16 protein-coding genes are annotated in these 17,955 nt (G+C 40.0%); all 16 read left to right on the top strand.

Annotated elements, in window-relative coordinates:
• Positions 1 to 254: 254 nt before the first annotated feature.
• The 16 genes from spoIIE to lysS all read left to right on the top strand — a co-directional run bounded on the left by spoIIE (position 255) and on the right by lysS (position 17,477).
• Entirely contained in the window at positions 255 to 2,729 is a 2,475-nt protein-coding gene (spoIIE, locus tag ACQKMR_RS22500; RefSeq protein WP_427699313.1) for a stage II sporulation protein E, read from the top strand.
• Positions 2,730 to 2,938: 209 nt separating this feature from the next.
• Complete coding sequence (locus ACQKMR_RS22495; RefSeq protein ID WP_427699312.1) at positions 2,939 to 3,676, top strand: VWA domain-containing protein; 738 nt, start codon at positions 2,939 to 2,941, stop codon at positions 3,674 to 3,676.
• On the top strand, positions 3,642 to 4,625 hold the full coding sequence (locus tag ACQKMR_RS22490; RefSeq protein ID WP_427699311.1) for a protein kinase domain-containing protein: 984 nt from the start codon (positions 3,642 to 3,644) through the stop codon (positions 4,623 to 4,625). Before ACQKMR_RS22495 ends, ACQKMR_RS22490 begins: the two co-directional genes overlap by 35 nt.
• Before the next feature lie 92 nt (positions 4,626 to 4,717).
• Positions 4,718 to 6,112 (top strand): tRNA lysidine(34) synthetase TilS, encoded by a 1,395-nt coding sequence (gene tilS / locus ACQKMR_RS22485; RefSeq protein ID WP_427699310.1) that lies wholly within the window; start codon positions 4,718 to 4,720, stop codon positions 6,110 to 6,112.
• A gap of 32 nt (positions 6,113 to 6,144) precedes the next feature.
• Positions 6,145 to 6,684, top strand: a complete 540-nt coding sequence (gene hpt / locus ACQKMR_RS22480) for a hypoxanthine phosphoribosyltransferase (RefSeq protein ID WP_427699344.1) — start codon at positions 6,145 to 6,147, stop codon at positions 6,682 to 6,684.
• A 117-nt stretch (positions 6,685 to 6,801) separates the two neighbouring features.
• Entirely contained in the window at positions 6,802 to 8,862 is a 2,061-nt protein-coding gene (gene ftsH / locus ACQKMR_RS22475; protein ID WP_427699309.1) for an ATP-dependent zinc metalloprotease FtsH, read from the top strand.
• Between the two features lie 180 nt (positions 8,863 to 9,042).
• On the top strand, positions 9,043 to 9,822 hold the full coding sequence (locus ACQKMR_RS22470; RefSeq protein WP_427699308.1) for a type III pantothenate kinase: 780 nt from the start codon (positions 9,043 to 9,045) through the stop codon (positions 9,820 to 9,822).
• A 35-nt stretch (positions 9,823 to 9,857) separates the two neighbouring features.
• Complete coding sequence (gene hslO, locus ACQKMR_RS22465; protein ID WP_427699307.1) at positions 9,858 to 10,739, top strand: Hsp33 family molecular chaperone HslO; 882 nt, start codon at positions 9,858 to 9,860, stop codon at positions 10,737 to 10,739.
• A gap of 19 nt (positions 10,740 to 10,758) precedes the next feature.
• Positions 10,759 to 11,655 carry a peptidyl-prolyl cis-trans isomerase gene (locus ACQKMR_RS22460; protein ID WP_427699306.1) on the top strand — a complete coding sequence of 299 codons (897 nt, stop codon included), beginning with the start codon at positions 10,759 to 10,761 and terminating at the stop codon, positions 11,653 to 11,655.
• Between the two features lie 129 nt (positions 11,656 to 11,784).
• Positions 11,785 to 12,711 carry a cysteine synthase A gene (gene cysK / locus ACQKMR_RS22455; protein ID WP_427699305.1) on the top strand — a complete coding sequence of 309 codons (927 nt, stop codon included), beginning with the start codon at positions 11,785 to 11,787 and terminating at the stop codon, positions 12,709 to 12,711.
• A gap of 163 nt (positions 12,712 to 12,874) precedes the next feature.
• Positions 12,875 to 13,720 (top strand): dihydropteroate synthase, encoded by an 846-nt coding sequence (gene folP / locus ACQKMR_RS22450; protein WP_427699304.1) that lies wholly within the window; start codon positions 12,875 to 12,877, stop codon positions 13,718 to 13,720.
• A complete protein-coding gene (gene folB, locus ACQKMR_RS22445) occupies positions 13,713 to 14,072 on the top strand; it encodes a dihydroneopterin aldolase (RefSeq protein WP_427699303.1) in 360 nt (119 codons plus the stop codon). The genes folP and folB overlap by 8 nt, the downstream gene beginning before the upstream one ends.
• 2 nt (positions 14,073 to 14,074) lie before the next feature.
• A complete protein-coding gene (gene folK, locus ACQKMR_RS22440) occupies positions 14,075 to 14,602 on the top strand; it encodes a 2-amino-4-hydroxy-6-hydroxymethyldihydropteridine diphosphokinase (RefSeq protein ID WP_427699302.1) in 528 nt (175 codons plus the stop codon).
• Positions 14,554 to 14,766 (top strand): helix-turn-helix domain-containing protein, encoded by a 213-nt coding sequence (locus ACQKMR_RS22435; protein WP_427699301.1) that lies wholly within the window; start codon positions 14,554 to 14,556, stop codon positions 14,764 to 14,766. The genes folK and ACQKMR_RS22435 overlap by 49 nt, the downstream gene beginning before the upstream one ends.
• Before the next feature lie 24 nt (positions 14,767 to 14,790).
• Positions 14,791 to 15,789 (top strand): tRNA dihydrouridine synthase DusB, encoded by a 999-nt coding sequence (gene dusB / locus ACQKMR_RS22430; RefSeq protein ID WP_427699300.1) that lies wholly within the window; start codon positions 14,791 to 14,793, stop codon positions 15,787 to 15,789.
• A gap of 188 nt (positions 15,790 to 15,977) precedes the next feature.
• Entirely contained in the window at positions 15,978 to 17,477 is a 1,500-nt protein-coding gene (gene lysS, locus ACQKMR_RS22425) for a lysine--tRNA ligase (protein ID WP_427699299.1), read from the top strand.
• Positions 17,478 to 17,955: the final 478 nt, after the last annotated feature.

The raw sequence follows: 17,955 nt of genomic DNA, 5'->3' as shown, positions 1-17,955 counted from the left end.
AGATTGTCGGTTTCCATTTTCTAAAGATATATTCGTGTTATTTTCCACAAAAATAACCTAAAAACTTTGCTTTTCCTCAAAAAAAAAAGAACGCCTGTTTCTGTATTTTGAAAAAAGGAATAAAAACCTGTATACAAATGATTCTTCAAGGAGAATTTCGTCGAACGTTTTTCATTTACGTTTTTAAAATTCTGACAAAAAAATGGTTAAGCCCTCTATATAATAAAAATCACTAATACGAATGGGGTGTTGAAATGGAAAAAGTAGAAAGACCTATGATGGAACCTCTTGGGGATGTTCAGTTAAAAGAAGCAAAGGAGGGAGCCATCAATTGGATCCAACAGCTGCAAACGAAAACAGATGATATATTTATAAAGAAAGGTATCTCTTTAGCCATTATCGGTTTTTTATTAGGACGAGCATTAATTCTTTCGCAGTTAGCGCCATTTGGGCTTCCGTTTTTCGCAGCCGTTTTTCTCATGAGACGTGACCGAGCCCCACTCGCACTGTTTGGCTTAATCGCTGGGGGGCTCACCGTTCACTATTCTAATAGTTTAGTCATCTTTGCATCGGCGTTCCTGCTTCTATTATTTCATAAAATCAAGAAGCCGGCCGTAGAAGGGCAATTTAAGACGATGTCGATGTACGTCTTTGCTTCACTCTTCCTGGTAAACCTGGCCGAGCAATATCTTGTGTTTCGAACGATTCAGCTGTACGACCTGATGATGATAGGAGTAGAGGCAGGACTCGCCATGATATTAACCTTAATTTTCATACAGTCCATCCCTTTGCTATCAATACGGACAAAGTCACAATCATTAAAGACAGAAGAGATCGTCAGCATCATCATTCTACTCGCGTCGGTGATGACAGGAACAATTGGGTGGATGATATATGACCTGTCACTCGATCATATATTTTCACGATACCTTGTCCTCCTATTCGGGCTGGCGGGAGGGGCCGCTATAGGCTCCACTGTAGGCGTTGTTACAGGATTAATATTCAGCTTAGCAAGTATAGCCAGTCTTTATCAAATGAGCCTTCTCGCTTTTTCGGGCCTCCTCGGTGGTTTGTTGAAGGAGGGTAGGAAGATAGGGGTTGCGGCAGGCCTGTTAATTGCTACGTTACTAATAGGTCTATACGGAGAGGGAACTAATAATATTATGGTTACCCTCTATGAATCACTTATAGCTGTGGCGTTATTTATATTAACACCATCTTCCATAATCAATAAAATAGCCAAGCATATACCCGGGACCGTAGAGAGTTCGGATGAACAGCAACAGTATGCCCGGAAAGTGAGGGACGTTACCGCCCAAAGAGTGGAACAATTCTCTCATGTATTTGAGGCGCTCTCAAATAGCTTTTCCCAAGTAGATGAAAGAGGAAGATTGGAAGAGGATGAGAAAGAGTTCGATTATTTTTTAAGTAATGTGACTGAAAAAACGTGCCAAATCTGTTTTAAAAAGGAACAATGCTGGGCTAAAAACTTTAATACAACCTATGAGGGTATGCAGGAGATTATGCTTCAATTAAGTGAAAATAATGGACAGCTCCCCCAAAAAACTTCAAAAGAATGGGGGAAATACTGTAGCCGTGGGCCGCAGGTCATTGGGGCAATTTCTCAGGAACTTACTTACTTTGAAGCAAACCAAAAGTTAAAAAGGCAGGTGAAAGAAAGCAGGAAACTAGTGGCGGACCAACTTCGCGGAGTTTCTGCAGTGATGGATGATTTCGCGAAAGAAATTCAAAGGGAAAGGAAGAATCATCATTTACACGAGGAATCCATTATGGAGGCCATTCAGGATTTTGGCCTGCATATCGGTTATGTGGAAATATACAGTCTTGAACAGGGAAGTGTTGATATAGAGATGAGTGTCCCATACTGCCAAGGCAGAGGGGAATGTGAGAAGTTGATTGCACCTATGCTTTCCGACATTTTAGGAGAAACGATTGTTGTCCATTCCGAAGAGTGTGCAACTTATCCAAACGGGCAATGTGAGGTGATATTTAGGTCAGCAAAAAAATTCACGGTCGAAACGGGTGTGGCTCATGCTGCCAAGGGGGGAGGGCTTGTTTCAGGAGATAGTTATACGACCATGGAAATTGGTTGCGGCAAATTTGCAATAGCTATTAGTGATGGGATGGGTAATGGGGAAAGGGCCCATTTTGAAAGCACCGAGACTTTGAAGCTGCTACAGAAATTTTTACAATCGGGAATAGAAGAAAAAATAGCCATTAAATCCGTAAACTCCGTATTATCCCTACGCACGACCGATGAAATATTTTCAACTCTTGATCTGGCAATGATTGACCTTCAGGATGCAAAGGCTAAGTTTTTAAAAATATGTTCGATACCAAGTTTCATTAAAAGGGGGGATAAAATCATTAAAATTGAATCAAGTAACCTGCCAATGGGTATCATCCAGGATTTCGATGTTGATGTCGTATCCGAGGAGCTAAAGGCAGGGGATATCTTAATTATGATGAGTGATGGGGTGTTCGATGGTCCCTCTCATGTGGAAAATATCGAGTTCTGGCTTAAACGAAAAATTAAGGAAATGGAGACAGACGACCCACAGGAAATATCTGATTTAATATTAGAAGAGGTCATTCGAACAAAAGGAATCATTGATGATGATATGACAGTAGTAACCTCAAAAATTAAACATAATACACCGAAATGGGCATCCATCCCCGTTTCTCCAAAACGCAAAAAGGCTCAGTAACGAGGGACCCAAACCATGAATTAAGATAAGGAGGTCGTCTACAGATGACGTGTTTTGTTGACTGCTATGTAAAGGAATAGTTGGTCAAATTTAAAGATCCCTTACCAAAGTGTATAAGAAATGTGACTTGGTTGCATGTGTTGTTGGCGTATAAATTATCCCCTTTTAGTCAATTATGGTAACAAATTGAAAGGAAGGGAGAGCCAAACATGAAAGCAGGAACATTAAGACAGATTTTGCTTATTACTGACGGCTGTTCAAATCATGGTGAGGAGCCGGCTGCTATGGCTGCATTAGCACGGGAGCAAGGCATAACAATCAATGTCATAGGTGTCATGGAAAATGATGTGATAGATGAAAAGGGACTTAAAGAAATTGAAAAGATTGCTGGTTCCGGGGGTGGTGTAAGCCAAATTGTCTATTCACAGCAGTTGTCACAGACTGTCCAAATGGTAACCCAAAAGGCAATGACTCAAACCATACAGGGAGTTATTAATCGTGAACTACAACAAATATTAGGTGATTCAAGAACAATGGAAGATCTCCCTCCGGAAAAACGAGGGGAAGTGATGGAGGTGGTTGATGAGCTTGGGGAAACTAGCAAGCTTGAAGTGTTAATTCTTGTCGATACAAGTGCGAGTATGAAACATAAGCTGCCTACTGTAAAAGAATCCTTATTAGATCTTTCCCTAAGTATGAATGCAAGAATGGGTGACAGCCGTTTTTCCGTATTCGTATTTCCTGGGAAAAGAAATGATGTGGAAAAGTTGCTTGATTGGACCCCAAACCTTGAAGCTTTGACGGCAACTTTCCCTAAGCTTAGTACAGGAGGCCTCACTCCAACAGGGCCAGCAATTCGTGAAGCTCTATCTTATTTTAATAAAAAACGTTCATTGAGGGGATTGTTATCACATGATGATGAACAATACTTTGAGGAATCAATGTAAACTCCTTCCTGGCAGCTTAATCACTGGAAAGTGGAATAAAAACCGGTACAAAATTATCAAGGAATTGGGGTGTGGCGCTAACGGGATTGTCTATTTGGTGGAAAGTGAAAATCGTCATTATGCGCTTAAGCTCAGTGATAATGGGACGTCCATTATTTCAGAGATGAATATCCTAAAATCCTTTTCCAAGGTCCAGGGGTCTTCCCTTGGACCTTCCTTTTTGGAAGCGGACGACTTTATGGAAACAGGAAAGCAGCTACCTTTTTATGTTATGGAGTATATCCATGGACACGATTTTTTGCGTTTTATTGAAAAAAAAGGATCATCGTGGATTGGTGTCTTTATGCTTCAGCTATTAACTAGCTTGTCCGCTTTGCATACACATGGATGGGTATTCGGTGATTTAAAACCTGAGAATTTAATAGTGACCTCCCCAGCCTACAAGGTCCGATGTGTAGATGTAGGTGGGACAACCTTGATTGGTCGATCTGTTAAAGAGTTCACCGAGTTCTTCGACAGAGGTTATTGGGGACTTGGGTCAAGAAAGGCTGATCCACAATATGATTTGTTCGCGGTAGCAATGATAATCATCAATTCTGCCTATCCTGCACGTTTTCATAAGAAAGGGGAGGGGTATAGGCAGCTTAACGAATTGATTAAGCAGAAAAAGGAATTACACCCATATAGAAAGATGCTAGATAAAGCACTGCTCGGGAAGTATGATTCAGCCTTACAAATGCGGGAGGACCTAGTTACTATGTTAAGTAATCAAAATCATTTAAAGAAAAAGCCCTCGAGTCAAGCTGCGACAAGGCAAGCTACAACGAGACAAGCACGAAGATCTCAAAGTCACCCTAAAAAAATGAGGGGAGGTTTTTTTGAAACTTTTTTGCTGGTAGCCATAATATCGATACTCTATGTTCTTTACATATATGAACAGTTGTTATGATATAGTTAATACGTTACCAACATGGAATATTTGAAACCACTTCATGTTTGAATCGTATAAACTAATACCTGTCCATAAAGAAGGAAGATTGTATGTTAAAGGAAAAAGTTCTTAAGACAATTTATAGAAACGAATTGATTCAGGAAAAGTCGAAGTTGCTGGTAGGTGTTTCGGGGGGGCCTGACTCATTGGTTCTTCTCCATTTTCTAAAGCAAGTTCAACCTCTTTTTCATTACGAGTTAACTGTTGCGAGTGTTGACCATATGTTCCGTGGTGATGAATCCTACGAAGATTATAAATATGTCGAACAAATATGTGAACAGTGGGGCATCGTTTTTGAGGGTAGAAGGATCGACGTACCATCCTATATTGAACAGACAGGAGAAAGCTCCCAATTGACTTCAAGAAAGTTACGTTTTGCTTTCTATGAAGAAATGATGGATAAACATCAAGCCTCCACTCTTGTTTTAGGGCATCATGGAGATGATCAAATTGAAACGGTGCTCATGCGTTTAACAAGAGGGGCGACAGGTAAGGCCAGAGCAGGTATTCCTCTAAAGAGACATTTTCATACCGGTTATCTAATCAGGCCCTTTCTTGAACTTACCAAAGACGAAATAATTGAATATGCGGGTATTCATAAACTTGAGCCGAGGTATGACCCGAGCAACGAAAAAGATGACTATGTAAGAAACCGTTTTAGACATGAAGTTCTTCCGTTTTTAAAGAAAGAAAATAGAAAGGTACACGATCATTTTCAACGCTTTAGTGAAGAACTATATGAAGATGAAGAGTTTTTTCAGAACCTTGTTTCAAGCAAAATGCCCGAGGTTTGGGCTCAACAGGAAAAAGATTACGCAGTAATTCAGATTGATAGGGTTCTGGCGATGCCTAAACCTTTACAAAGAAGAGCGATTCAACTAATATTAAACTATCTTTATTTGGAGAGACCTTCATCGCTTTCAGCATTACATATTGACCAACTTTTAGCTTTGTTTTTAAATCCTCAACCATCTGCAGAATTGCATCTTCCGGAGGGCCTTATTGCGGAAAAATCATATAAAACTTGTACCTTTAGATTTTTTCAGCAAGAAAGCCTTAAATATTCCCTTAAATTACAAATTCCCGGTGAGACTATTCTTCCGAATGGATATAAGATTAAAGCGCACTATATAAAAGAAGAAATTCCCGTTCTTAAAGGAAACTATTCTTTTATTCTTCCCGAATCCGCGGTTCAGTTTCCGCTGACTGCCCGAACTAGGAATGAAGGCGAACGGATGGCAGTTAAGGGATTAGGTGGGAGCAAAAAGTTGAAGGAGATTTTTATTAATGAAAAAATCCCATTGTTAGAAAGAAATGTATGGCCGGTGATCATCGATCAGACAGGAACGGCTATTTGGCTTCCTGGCTTAAAAAAGTCGAATGTTGAACCGGATATGATTTCTGATGAAACATCTTTAATCTACTTAGAATATAAAAAAGCTTAATTCTTCATGGGGGGCAATTAATTACAATGACCATGCAAAATGACATTGAAAAAGTATTAATATCTGAGGAAGAACTTCAAAAAAAAATCAGGGAACTAGGAGCACAGCTTGAAGCTGATTACCAAGGTAAGTTTCCGTTGGCTATCGGCGTGCTAAAAGGCGCCATGCCATTTATGTCAGATTTACTAAAACGGGTGGATACTCACCTTGAAATGGACTTCATGGATGTTTCAAGCTATGGTAACTCTACTGTATCTTCTGGTGAAGTGAAAATCATCAAAGATCTTGATACATCAGTAGAAGGCCGTGATATTTTAATTATTGAAGACATTATCGACAGCGGTTTGACCCTGAGCTACCTTGCGGAACTTTTCCGTTATAGAAAAGCAAAATCAATTAAAATCGTTACCTTATTAGATAAACCAACTGGCAGGAAAGCAGATATTACTCCGGACTATTTTGGATTTATCGTACCAGACGCATTTGTTGTCGGATACGGTCTTGATTTTGCAGAAAAATATCGTAATCTCCCGTATATTGGCATATTAAAGCCTGAAATTTACTCGAATTAATAGTACCTGTTTGAAAGAGAAGACCAGATAAAAACAGCGGTGTTAAATTATTGTAATTCATTAATTTTTTATGATAGTATTTACTATAGTTTGTTTACCCGTGGGAGGAGGTAAGGGATGAATCGGATCTTCCGTAATACCATATTTTATTTACTGATCTTTTTGGTCATCATTGGGATTGTAAGCATCTTTAATAATAACAATGAACCAACACAGAAAATGACCCAAGATGAATTCTATAAGCATTTGGAGAGTGGGGACGTTACATCACTAACGATGCAGCCCGAAAGCAGTGTATTTGAAATCACAGGGAAGCTCAAAGGTTATGAGGAAAACAAATACTTTGTGACGTACGTACCATTCAGTGAATATTCGCAGAGTCGAATTAATGATGCCGTAACTAAGTTAGGTAAAGACATCATCACTGTTGAACCTCCAGAAAAGACAAGTGGCTGGGTGACATTTTTCACTTCCATTATTCCATTTGTAATCATTTTTATCCTCTTCTTCTTTTTACTTAACCAAGCTCAAGGTGGCGGTGGTGGCCGCGTCATGAACTTCGGGAAAAGTAAGGCGAAATTGTATAATGATGATAAGAAAAAAGTTCGCTTCAATGATGTTGCTGGAGCGGACGAAGAAAAGCAGGAACTTGTCGAGGTCGTTGAATTTTTAAAAGACCCTCGCAAATATGCCGAGCTCGGTGCCCGTATTCCAAAAGGAGTACTTTTAGTGGGACCTCCTGGTACAGGTAAAACTTTACTTGCACGGGCAGTAGCTGGTGAAGCCGGTACACCTTTCTTCTCAATCAGTGGTTCTGATTTCGTTGAAATGTTTGTAGGGGTCGGTGCATCACGTGTTCGTGATTTATTTGAAAATGCTAAGAAAAATGCACCATGTATCATCTTTATTGATGAAATTGATGCAGTTGGACGTCAACGTGGCGCTGGTCTTGGTGGCGGACACGATGAACGTGAACAAACGCTAAACCAATTACTTGTAGAAATGGACGGTTTCGGTGGAAATGAAGGTATCATTATTATCGCCGCCACTAACCGAGCTGATGTATTAGATCCGGCACTATTACGCCCAGGACGTTTTGACCGTCAAATTACGGTTGGCCGCCCGGATGTTAAAGGCCGTGAAGAAGTACTGAAGGTCCATGCACGTAACAAGCCTTTAGCAGAGACTGTCGATTTAAAAGCAATAGCTCAGCGTACACCTGGATTTTCTGGTGCTGATCTTGAAAACTTACTAAATGAAGCAGCTCTTGTAGCAGCCCGTCAAGATAAGAAGAAGATCGACATGTCCGATTTGGATGAAGCTTCAGATCGCGTTATTGCAGGGCCTGCTAAGAAAAACCGTGTGATTTCTAAAAAAGAACGGAATATTGTAGCATGGCATGAAGCAGGCCATACTATTATCGGTCTGGTTCTTGATGATGCCGAAGTGGTTCATAAAGTAACGATTGTCCCTCGTGGTCAAGCTGGTGGATATGCAGTAATGCTTCCGAAAGAAGATCGTTTCTTCATGACTGAGCCTGAACTAAAAGATAAGATTGTTGGCCTTTTAGGTGGCCGGGTTTCCGAAGAAGTTACATTCGGTGAAGTGAGTACCGGAGCTCATAATGACTTCCAACGTGCAACAGGAATAGCTCGTAGCATGGTTATGGAATATGGTATGAGTAAGCTTGGACCTCTTCAATTTGGTAATTCACAAGGTCAGGTCTTCTTAGGCCGCGATTTCAATAATGATCAAAATTATTCAGATGCAATAGCATATGAAATTGATCTTGAAATTCAACGTATCATTAGAGAAGCGTACGAGAGATGTAAGAAAATTCTTACTGAAAATCGTGAAAAACTTGATTTGGTTGCCAAAACCTTACTTGAAGTAGAAACACTTGATGCTGAACAAATCAAAGGTTTGTTCCATAACGGTAAATTGCCAGAACGGGATTATACGGCTCTGAATGGGAATTTGACTACTGATGAGAATGTCAAGGTAAACATCAATACGAAGAAGGAAGAAAAAGAAGCTCTTTTAGATCCATTGGATAAGAGAGGACCTGAGGACTTTGAAGTAACAGAGGAAGGATTGAATACTCCTCCAATCAAAGAAGGAACACCTCAAGATCAGCCGCTTTCCTTCCCGAACGAAGATGACAATAAAAAGTCTTAAGTTTTAATTCAAAAGGGTATTTCCGCCTCGGAAATACCCTTTTCTTAACCCTTAAATAAATATGGAGGTTTAAGAAAAAGATGCTGGGATTTTTTTACCTTATGAAAAGTTTGACTAATAGCGTGGGAAATAACAGTGTGGTATGATGTGGGAGAATAATTTACCGGAGTGATGATAACGATGATTTTTGTATTGGATGTTGGGAATACGAATACTGTATTGGGCGTATACGATGAAGATATTTTAAAATATCATTGGCGAATTGAGACGAGCCGTTATAAGACAGAAGATGAGTATGGAATGGTCATAAAGTCTTTGCTACAACATGAAGGTCTTTCGTTTGATCAATTCGATGGCATTATCATTTCTTCAGTTGTACCGCCAATTATGTTTGCACTTGAACGCATGTGTAAAAAATACTTTGGCATAAAACCGCTTATAGTGGGACCTGGAATAAAAACTGGATTGAATATAAAATACGAAAATCCCCGTGAGGTGGGAGCAGACCGAATTGTTAATGCTGTTGCAGGCATTCAGGAATATGGAAGCCCTCTCATTATCGTGGATTTTGGCACGGCAACGACATATTGCTATATAAATGAGGATAAACAATATATGGGCGGAGCCATTGCCCCTGGTATTAACATTTCTACAGAAGCACTTTATTCAAAAGCAGCTAAGCTCCCAAGAATAGAAATTAGCCGTCCTGATGGGATTATCGGGAAAAATACAGTATCAGCTATGCAGGCAGGCATTTTGTATGGGTATGTTGGGCAGGTAGAAGGAATCGTAAATCGAATTAAAGCACAAAGTAATCTAGAACCAACGGTAATAGCGACTGGGGGATTAGCGACCTTAATTGCTAATGAGTCTACTGTTATTGACGTTGTTGAACCATTTTTGACCTTAAAAGGATTGCAGCTTATTTATAAACGTAATCGTGAGCAAGTGAAGAAATAAACAAGAAAAATCGCAGCATGGAAGGAGCACAACAAATGAAGGATTATCTAATAAAGGCTTTAGGCTATGAAGGACAGGTTCGGGCATATGCTGTTTCAACAACGGATACAGTTGGAGAAGCTCAGCGACGTCATTATACATGGCCTACTGCTTCCGCAGCTCTTGGACGTGCAATGACGGCAGGCGTGATGATGGGCGGCATGTTAAAAGGTGAAGAAAAGCTGACGATTAAAATCGAAGGCGGAGGTCCAATTGGATCAATCCTTGTCGACAGTAATGCAAAGGGTGAAGTTCGGGGATATGTGACAAATCCGCAAACCCACTTTGACTTGAATGAAAAAGGAAAGTTGGATGTTAGTAGAGCGGTTGGTACTGATGGATTGTTAACCGTTGTGAAAGATATTGGTCTACGTGATTACTTTTCAGGACAAGTACCGCTAGTATCGGGAGAATTAGGAGAAGATTTCACTTATTATTTTGTAACTTCCGAACAGGTGCCTTCTTCAGTGGGGGTTGGGGTACTGGTGAATCCCGATAATTCGATACTTGCAGCTGGTGGATTTATTATTCAACTAATGCCTGGTACATCAGATGATACGATTTCTAAAATCGAGAGTCGGCTAAGCACGATAACTCCTGTCTCTAAAATGATTCAAAATGGCCTGACTCCGGAGGAAATCCTAACAGAGATTTTAGGTGAGGGTAATGTGAAAATTCTAGAAAAAATGGATGTCGAGTTCTCATGTCAGTGTTCAAGGGAAAGGATTGCCAATGCATTGATTAGTCTTGGACAAGATGAGATTCGGGATATCATTGAGACAGAAGGGCATGCAGAGGCACAATGCCACTTTTGTAATGAGACCTACCAGTTCTCGAAAGAAGACCTTGAGGAACTAGAAGCAGAAACCAAAAAATAATTGATGGGGGAAAAGGGTTTTGCCTAAACAAAAGCTTCGGGCAATTATTGCCGGCCTTGCCTTGTTGAACCTATTGACTATCGTTATTTTTGTCATAAAACCATTAATCATCTCAAAATCCGTTATTGGGGAAGAAACGGTTGCAAAGATTGGGTCTACTGATATTTCCCGGGAAGCATGGATTAATGAACTCGAAAAGAGATACGGGGAAGATGTCCTTGAGGAAATGGTTGATAAAGAGGTAGTGAAACAAGCAGCAGAAGAATACAAAGTGAAAACTTCGGATAAAGAGGTTGATCGGGAACTTAAAATGATGAAAACGATGTATGGAACTGCAGGTCAGAATCTTAATAAAAGTACGGATCAATTGAGGCAGGAAATTCAATCGAGTCTCTTGCTTGAGAAGCTGCTCACCAAGGACGTTTCGGTTTCCGAAAAGGCGATGCAGAAATATTATGATAACAATACGGATATCTACCGAATCCCTACTACGTATCATATTTCTCATATTACCACTTCTACAAAAAAGCAAGCTGATCAAATCATTAATGAGTTGGAGAAAGGCGTTTCGTTTGCTGTTTTAGCAATGGAAAAGTCCCTTGATGAATTTACTGCCAATCAAGGGGGCGACTTGGGATATATATCGCAGGATAACGAGCAGGTTTCTAAGGAATACATTAAAGCTGCAGAGAAATTAAAGGTAAATAAGTGGAGTGGTCCTGTAGAAACAGATGAAGGGTGGGCTGTTCTCTATCTGCATGAAAAAATAGAGGGCAATCAGTATACGTATGATGAAGTTAAAGACCAAATTCACCGCCAAATAGCTCTTGAACAGATTCAGGCACCGGTTTCCGGAAAGATTTTTTGGGACGAATTAGATGTAGAATGGTTTTATGGATTGAAAGAACAGAAATAGGTCAATAGTTGTGAAAGAAAATTTAGAATATAGTAGATAATCATTGACAATGAACTATTAAAACTGGTAACTTTAAATTAATAAAACCAATAAACATACTCGGTATTGGGATGATAAGGAGTGGAGAACATGGCACGTATAGCTAATTCTGTGATAGATTTAATTGGACAAACACCTATTGTAAAATTAAACAAGCTTCAAAATGAAAACAGTGCAGATATTTATTTGAAACTTGAGTATTTTAACCCGGGCAGTAGTGTAAAAGACCGAATCGCTCTTGCGATGATTGAAGCGGCAGAAAAAAGCGGAGACCTTAAACAAGGTGATACGATCATTGAACCTACAAGCGGAAACACTGGAATAGGCCTTGCGATGGTAGCTGCAGCAAAAGGATATAAATCAATCCTTGTTATGCCAGAAACAATGAGCTTGGAACGTCGTAACTTGCTTCGTGCTTATGGAGCAGAGTTAGTTCTTACACCTGGACCGGAAGGAATGAAAGGCGCAATTGCTAAGGCAACGGAGCTATCTAAAGAAAAAGGATACTTCATTCCACAGCAATTCGAAAACAAAGCAAACCCTGAAGTGCACCGTAACACTACTGGTCCTGAAATTGTAGAAGCTTTTGGTGACGATGGTCTGGATGCATTCATTGCAGGAATCGGTACTGGTGGAACAATTACAGGTGCAGGAGAAGTGCTACGTGAAAAATACCCTGACATTAAAATCTATGCTGTTGAGCCTGCAGATTCTCCTGTATTATCTGGTGGGAAACCAGGGCCACATAAAATTCAAGGAATCGGCGCAGGATTCGTTCCAAGTATTTTAAATACTGAACTTTACGATGAAATCATACAGGTTGATACAGAGGAATCATTTGATTACGCACGTCGTGCCGCTAAAGAGGAAGGAATCCTTGGTGGAATTTCTTCTGGTGGTGCCATCGCTGCGGCTATTAAAGTAGCTGATAAACTTGGAAAAGGCAAAAAGGTCCTTGCTATCATACCAAGTAATGGTGAACGTTACTTAAGTACGCCGTTATATAACTTTGAGTAAGATTAACCATTAAACGAGAAGCAAAGTTCCTCCAGGGGCTTTGCTTTTCTTTTTTGTAGAAAAGACCAACAGGTTTTTTTCTATTCTCTTAGGAGCTTGCACTTTACCTATGTAAATAGGTAAACTCGTATATATAGATTTTTTTGGTGAAGGAGAACGCTGGATGTCATTAGCTGATACTTTAAAGATTACGTGTGGTTCACTTGAATTGGATTACAGCAAGAAGACCTTAATTATGGGGATTTTAAATGTTACGCCAGATTCCTTTTCGGATGGCGGGAAATATAACCGGGTAGATGCTGCGTTGAAGCATGCTGAACAGATGGTTAAGGACGGAGCTGATGTTTTGGACGTTGGCGGAGAGTCAACCCGTCCTAATTATGAGCGGGTTTCTGATGAGGAAGAGATAGAGAGAGTAGCCCCTATCATTGAGGCAATCTCCCGTAATATTCAAGTTCCAATCTCAATCGATACGTATAAGTCTCGGGTTGCAGAGGAAGCAGTAAAAGCAGGAGCGCATATATTAAATGATATCTGGGGGGCAAAAGCTGATTCCATGATGGCAAATGTTGCAGCAAAGTATCAGGTGCCGATTATTTTAATGCATAACCGGGAAAAAATGAATTATCGTCATTTTGTCCGGGATGTCCTTCAAGATTTGTTTGAAAGCATTACGATTGTAAAGAAAGCGGGAGTTCAGGATGAAAACATCATTCTCGACCCCGGCATTGGATTTGCGAAAGACTTAAAGTTAAATTTGGAAATGATGAGGAATCTTGATAAGCTGGTATCATTAGGTTATCCTGTGCTTCTTGCGACATCAAGAAAGTCCATGATTGGACATGTTCTCGATTTGCCGCCTAGTGAGCGAGTGGAAGGTACGGCTGCCACAATCTGTAATGGAATTCAACAAGGCTGTCAAATGGTACGTGTGCATGATGTTAAGGAAATGGCACGCACCGCTAAGATGATGGATGCTCTTTTAGGAAAAGGTGATTTCAATGGATAAAATTTTTGTGAATAAAATGGAGTTTTATGGTTACCATGGTGTGTTTCCGGAAGAAACGAAGCTTGGGCAGCGGTTTAAAGTAGATTTGACTGTAGAAGCCGATTTAGCCAAGGCGGGGAAGAGTGATGAACTAGAGGACTCGATTAATTATGGAGAGTTATATGAAGTTTGTAAAAGTGTAGTTGAAGGGAAGCCGTTTAAGTTAGTGGAAGCCGTTGCCGAAAAGATTGCCTCAGAATTACTTCATAAGTTTTCTTCAATTGAGAAGTGCACCGTGAAAGTCTATAAACCAGATCCTCCTATAGCAGGGCACTATGAATCGGTTGCTATAGAAATTGTAAGAGGGCGCTGACGGTGGTAAATATTTCGTACCTTTCAATTGGATCGAATCTAGGAAATCGCCTGGTCACTTTTAAGAGCGCATTCCAATTATTGGATGAAAACTCACGCATCGAGTTGGTTGCCTGCTCGTCTTTATACGAAACAGACCCGGTCGGGTACACTGATCAGGATTGTTTTTTAAACGCTGTTTTCAAAGTGAAAACAGATTTAAAACCTGAGGAGTTACTGCAAACTTGTATGCAGATTGAACAAGAGTTAGGAAGAAAAAGGGAAGTTAGGTGGGGTCCCCGTACTTTAGACCTTGACATTTTGTTATATAATCATGAAAATATTGAGACAGAGATTCTTTCAGTCCCACATCCTCGGATGCACGAAAGAGCATTTGTGCTCGTGCCTTTAATGGAAGTGGACCCTGAAATTAAACTTCCGCAAATGTATACACCTTTGAGCGGCCTGCTTGAACAGATTCCGGATAAAGAAGGAGTTCGATTATGGAAGGCGAAAAATGGGGAAGGCGTATTCGCGCTTTTCGAAAGTTAAAGGGATTTACCCAGGAAGAGTTCGCGAAAGAAATTGGCGTTTCTGTTTCCTTGCTAGGAGAAGTCGAAAGAGGGAACCGCAATCCTTCAGAGTCGTTTTTAATGGAAGTGTCGGATGTGCTCCGGGTTTCCATTGCGGAGCTTAGACCGCCTGAGGATAAATGAAAGAATGTTATAGGAGGTCACAAGGTGTTAAAAATAGGCGATATTGAAATGAAGAATCCAGTAGTTCTTGCACCGATGGCTGGAGTATGTAACTCAGCATTCCGCTTGACAGTTAAAGAATTTGGTGCTGGATTAGTCTGCGCGGAGATGGTCAGTGATAAGGGAATCGTTCTTCAAAATGCAAAAACGATGAATATGCTTTATATAGATGAAAGAGAGAAGCCGCTAAGCTTGCAAATCTTTGGTGGTGAAAAGAAATCATTGGTAGAAGCTGCACAGTTTGTAGATAAAAATACAAATGCCGACATCATTGATATAAATATGGGTTGCCCTGTTCCGAAGATCACCAAATGTGATGCTGGTGCAAAATGGTTACTAGACCCGAATAAAATTTATGAGATGGTTTCAGCGGTTGTTGATGCTGTTGAAAAGCCAGTTACTGTTAAAATGCGTATGGGCTGGGACGAGGAACATATCTTTGCTATTCAAAATGCTCAAGCTGTGGAACGTGCAGGTGGTAAAGCAGTTTCTCTCCATGGTAGAACTCGAGTTCAAATGTATGAAGGAAAAGCTAACTGGGATATCATTCGTGAAGTGAAAAAATCCATTAATATTCCCCTTATCGGGAACGGTGATGTGGAAACACCTCAGGAAGCGGAGAGAATGTTAAAAGAGACTGGTGTCGATGGAGTCATGATTGGCCGTGCAGCTCTAGGTAATCCTTGGATGATCTACCGTACTGTTAAATATTTAGAAACAGGACAACTGATGGATGAGCCTACAGTTCGTGAAAAAATGGATGTTTGCATTCTTCACATGGATCGACTAATTGCATTGAAAAATGAAAATGTTGCTGTCCGTGAAATGCGCAAGCATGCTTCCTGGTACCTAAAGGGTGTTAAAGGGAATGCTAAGGCCCGTAAAGGCATTAATGATTGTGAGACAAGAGAAGATGTTGTAAGCCTTCTTTATGGACTTGTTGATGAAATTGAAGCGAAGCAACAGAACATCCAAATGGTCTGATGTTTGACATTACCTTCCTGTTTTCCTATAATACGCTTATCTAAAACTGCCAGTAATCCTGGCAGTTTTTATATGTACATAAACAAGATTTTAAGATAAAAAGCTGTTGAATTCCTTTACTTTATGTAAGAATAAATACGTATGCAAAAGAAATCCTGAATAATTATATAAGATTTTTATTAATAGAGATGGAGATGATTTTTGTGAGTCATGAAGAATTAAATGACCAACTGCAGGTAAGACGCGATAAAATGCAGGCCATGATTGATAATGGACAAGACCCTTTCGGGAGTAGATTCGAACGTACCCATAACGCTCAGGAGATTGTGAGTACATATGGTGAATTAGAGAAAGAAGAACTAGAGGAAAAAGAAATTGAGGTTACGATTGCCGGTCGTGTCATGACTAAACGTGGGAAAGGGAAAGCGGGATTTGCTCATATTCAGGATATCAGCGGTCAAATCCAAATCTACGTTCGTTTAGATAAAATTGGTGAAGATTCATACAAGATATTCAATCAAACGGATCTTGGCGATATCGTAGGGGTCACTGGTGTTATCTTTAAAACAAAAGTTGGAGAACTTTCTATTAAAGCTAAAGACTTTGTGTTCCTTGCCAAAGCGCTTCGCCCGCTACCTGATAAATTTCATGGTCTAAAGGATGTCGAAGAACGTTATCGGAAACGGTATGTGGATTTAATTACAAATGAGGAAAGCAAAAACACCTTAATCATGCGCAGTCGAATTGTTCAAGCTATGAGACGTTATTTAGACGATCATGGATATCTGGAAGTGGAAACGCCGCTATTACACTCTGTTGCAGGTGGAGCTGCTGCGCGTCCTTTCCTTACTCATCATAATGCCCTTGATATGCCATTGAACTTAAGGATTGCTATTGAACTTCATCTAAAACGCCTGATTGTCGGTGGGTTAGAGAAAGTTTATGAAATCGGCCGTGTATTCAGAAATGAAGGTGTATCTACAAGACATAATCCAGAATTTACTCTAATTGAATTATATGAGGCCTATGCGGATTATAAGGATATTATGAGTCTGACAGAAAACCTGGTTGCTCATATTGCTCAAGAGGTTTTAGGTACAACAACTATTCAATATGGGGAATATGAGATAGGATTAAAACCAGAATGGAAACGACTTCACATGGTAGACGCTGTAAAAGAATACACAGGTGTAGACTTCTGGACTCACATGAGTAAGGAAGAGGCACAACAGCTTGCTAAAGACAATGGCATTGAAGTGAAGGAGTCCATGGAGTTTGGACATATTGTAAATGAATTCTTTGAACAGAAGGTAGAAGACAAGTTAATTCAACCTACGTTCATTTATGGACATCCGGTAGAAATCTCTCCATTAGCTAAGAAAAATCCGGAAGATTCCCGTTTTACTGATCGTTTTGAACTATTCATTGTGGGTAGAGAGCATGCGAATGCTTTCACGGAACTTAATGATCCTATTGATCAACGTCAACGCTTTGAAGCTCAATTAAAAGAGCGTGAGCAAGGTAATGATGAAGCTCATGAAATGGATGAGGATTTCTTGGAAGCTTTAGAATACGGCATGCCTCCAACTGGCGGATTGGGAATTGGTGTTGACCGACTAGTTATGCTATTAACCAATTCACCTTCAATTCGTGACGTCCTGTTATTCCCGTTAATGAGACATCGCTAATAATATAAGAAGAGTAAAAATAGGAAACCGAGTTTGGGCGCGAGGATCCATAGAGCATAGCTCTTGATTCTCGGGTAGCCCCAGTTCGGTTTTTTTGTTTTTTAATAATAATTTCACAGCTGTTTATTGATTGGATTACTAAGGCGTGAAAGAAAAACAATATTATCTCAAAAAAACTTTATAAAAGGTATTGCACAGTTAACGTAATGATGTTATATTTATATCTGTCGTTACGAACGAGTTTCAAACGGATTACAAACTTTTAAAAAAGTTTTAAAAAGTTGTTGACTCCGAGTAGTGAAAAATGTTATTATTAATAAGCTGTTTCGAAAGACATTGCTCTTTGAAAACTGAACAAAACAAAGCGCCAACGTAAATTTTTAAAGTGAGCACACACTATTAAAAAAGCAAAATGAGCAAGTCAAACATTTCTTCGGAGAGTTTGATCCTGGCTCAGGACGAACGCTGGCGGCGTGCC

This window comes from Peribacillus sp. NPDC096540 (assembly GCF_050278525.1).
Classification (GTDB): domain Bacteria; phylum Bacillota; class Bacilli; order Bacillales; family DSM-1321; genus Peribacillus.
The sequence above is the reverse complement of the archived record's forward strand: the minus strand, read 5'-3'. Positions and strand labels throughout refer to the sequence as shown.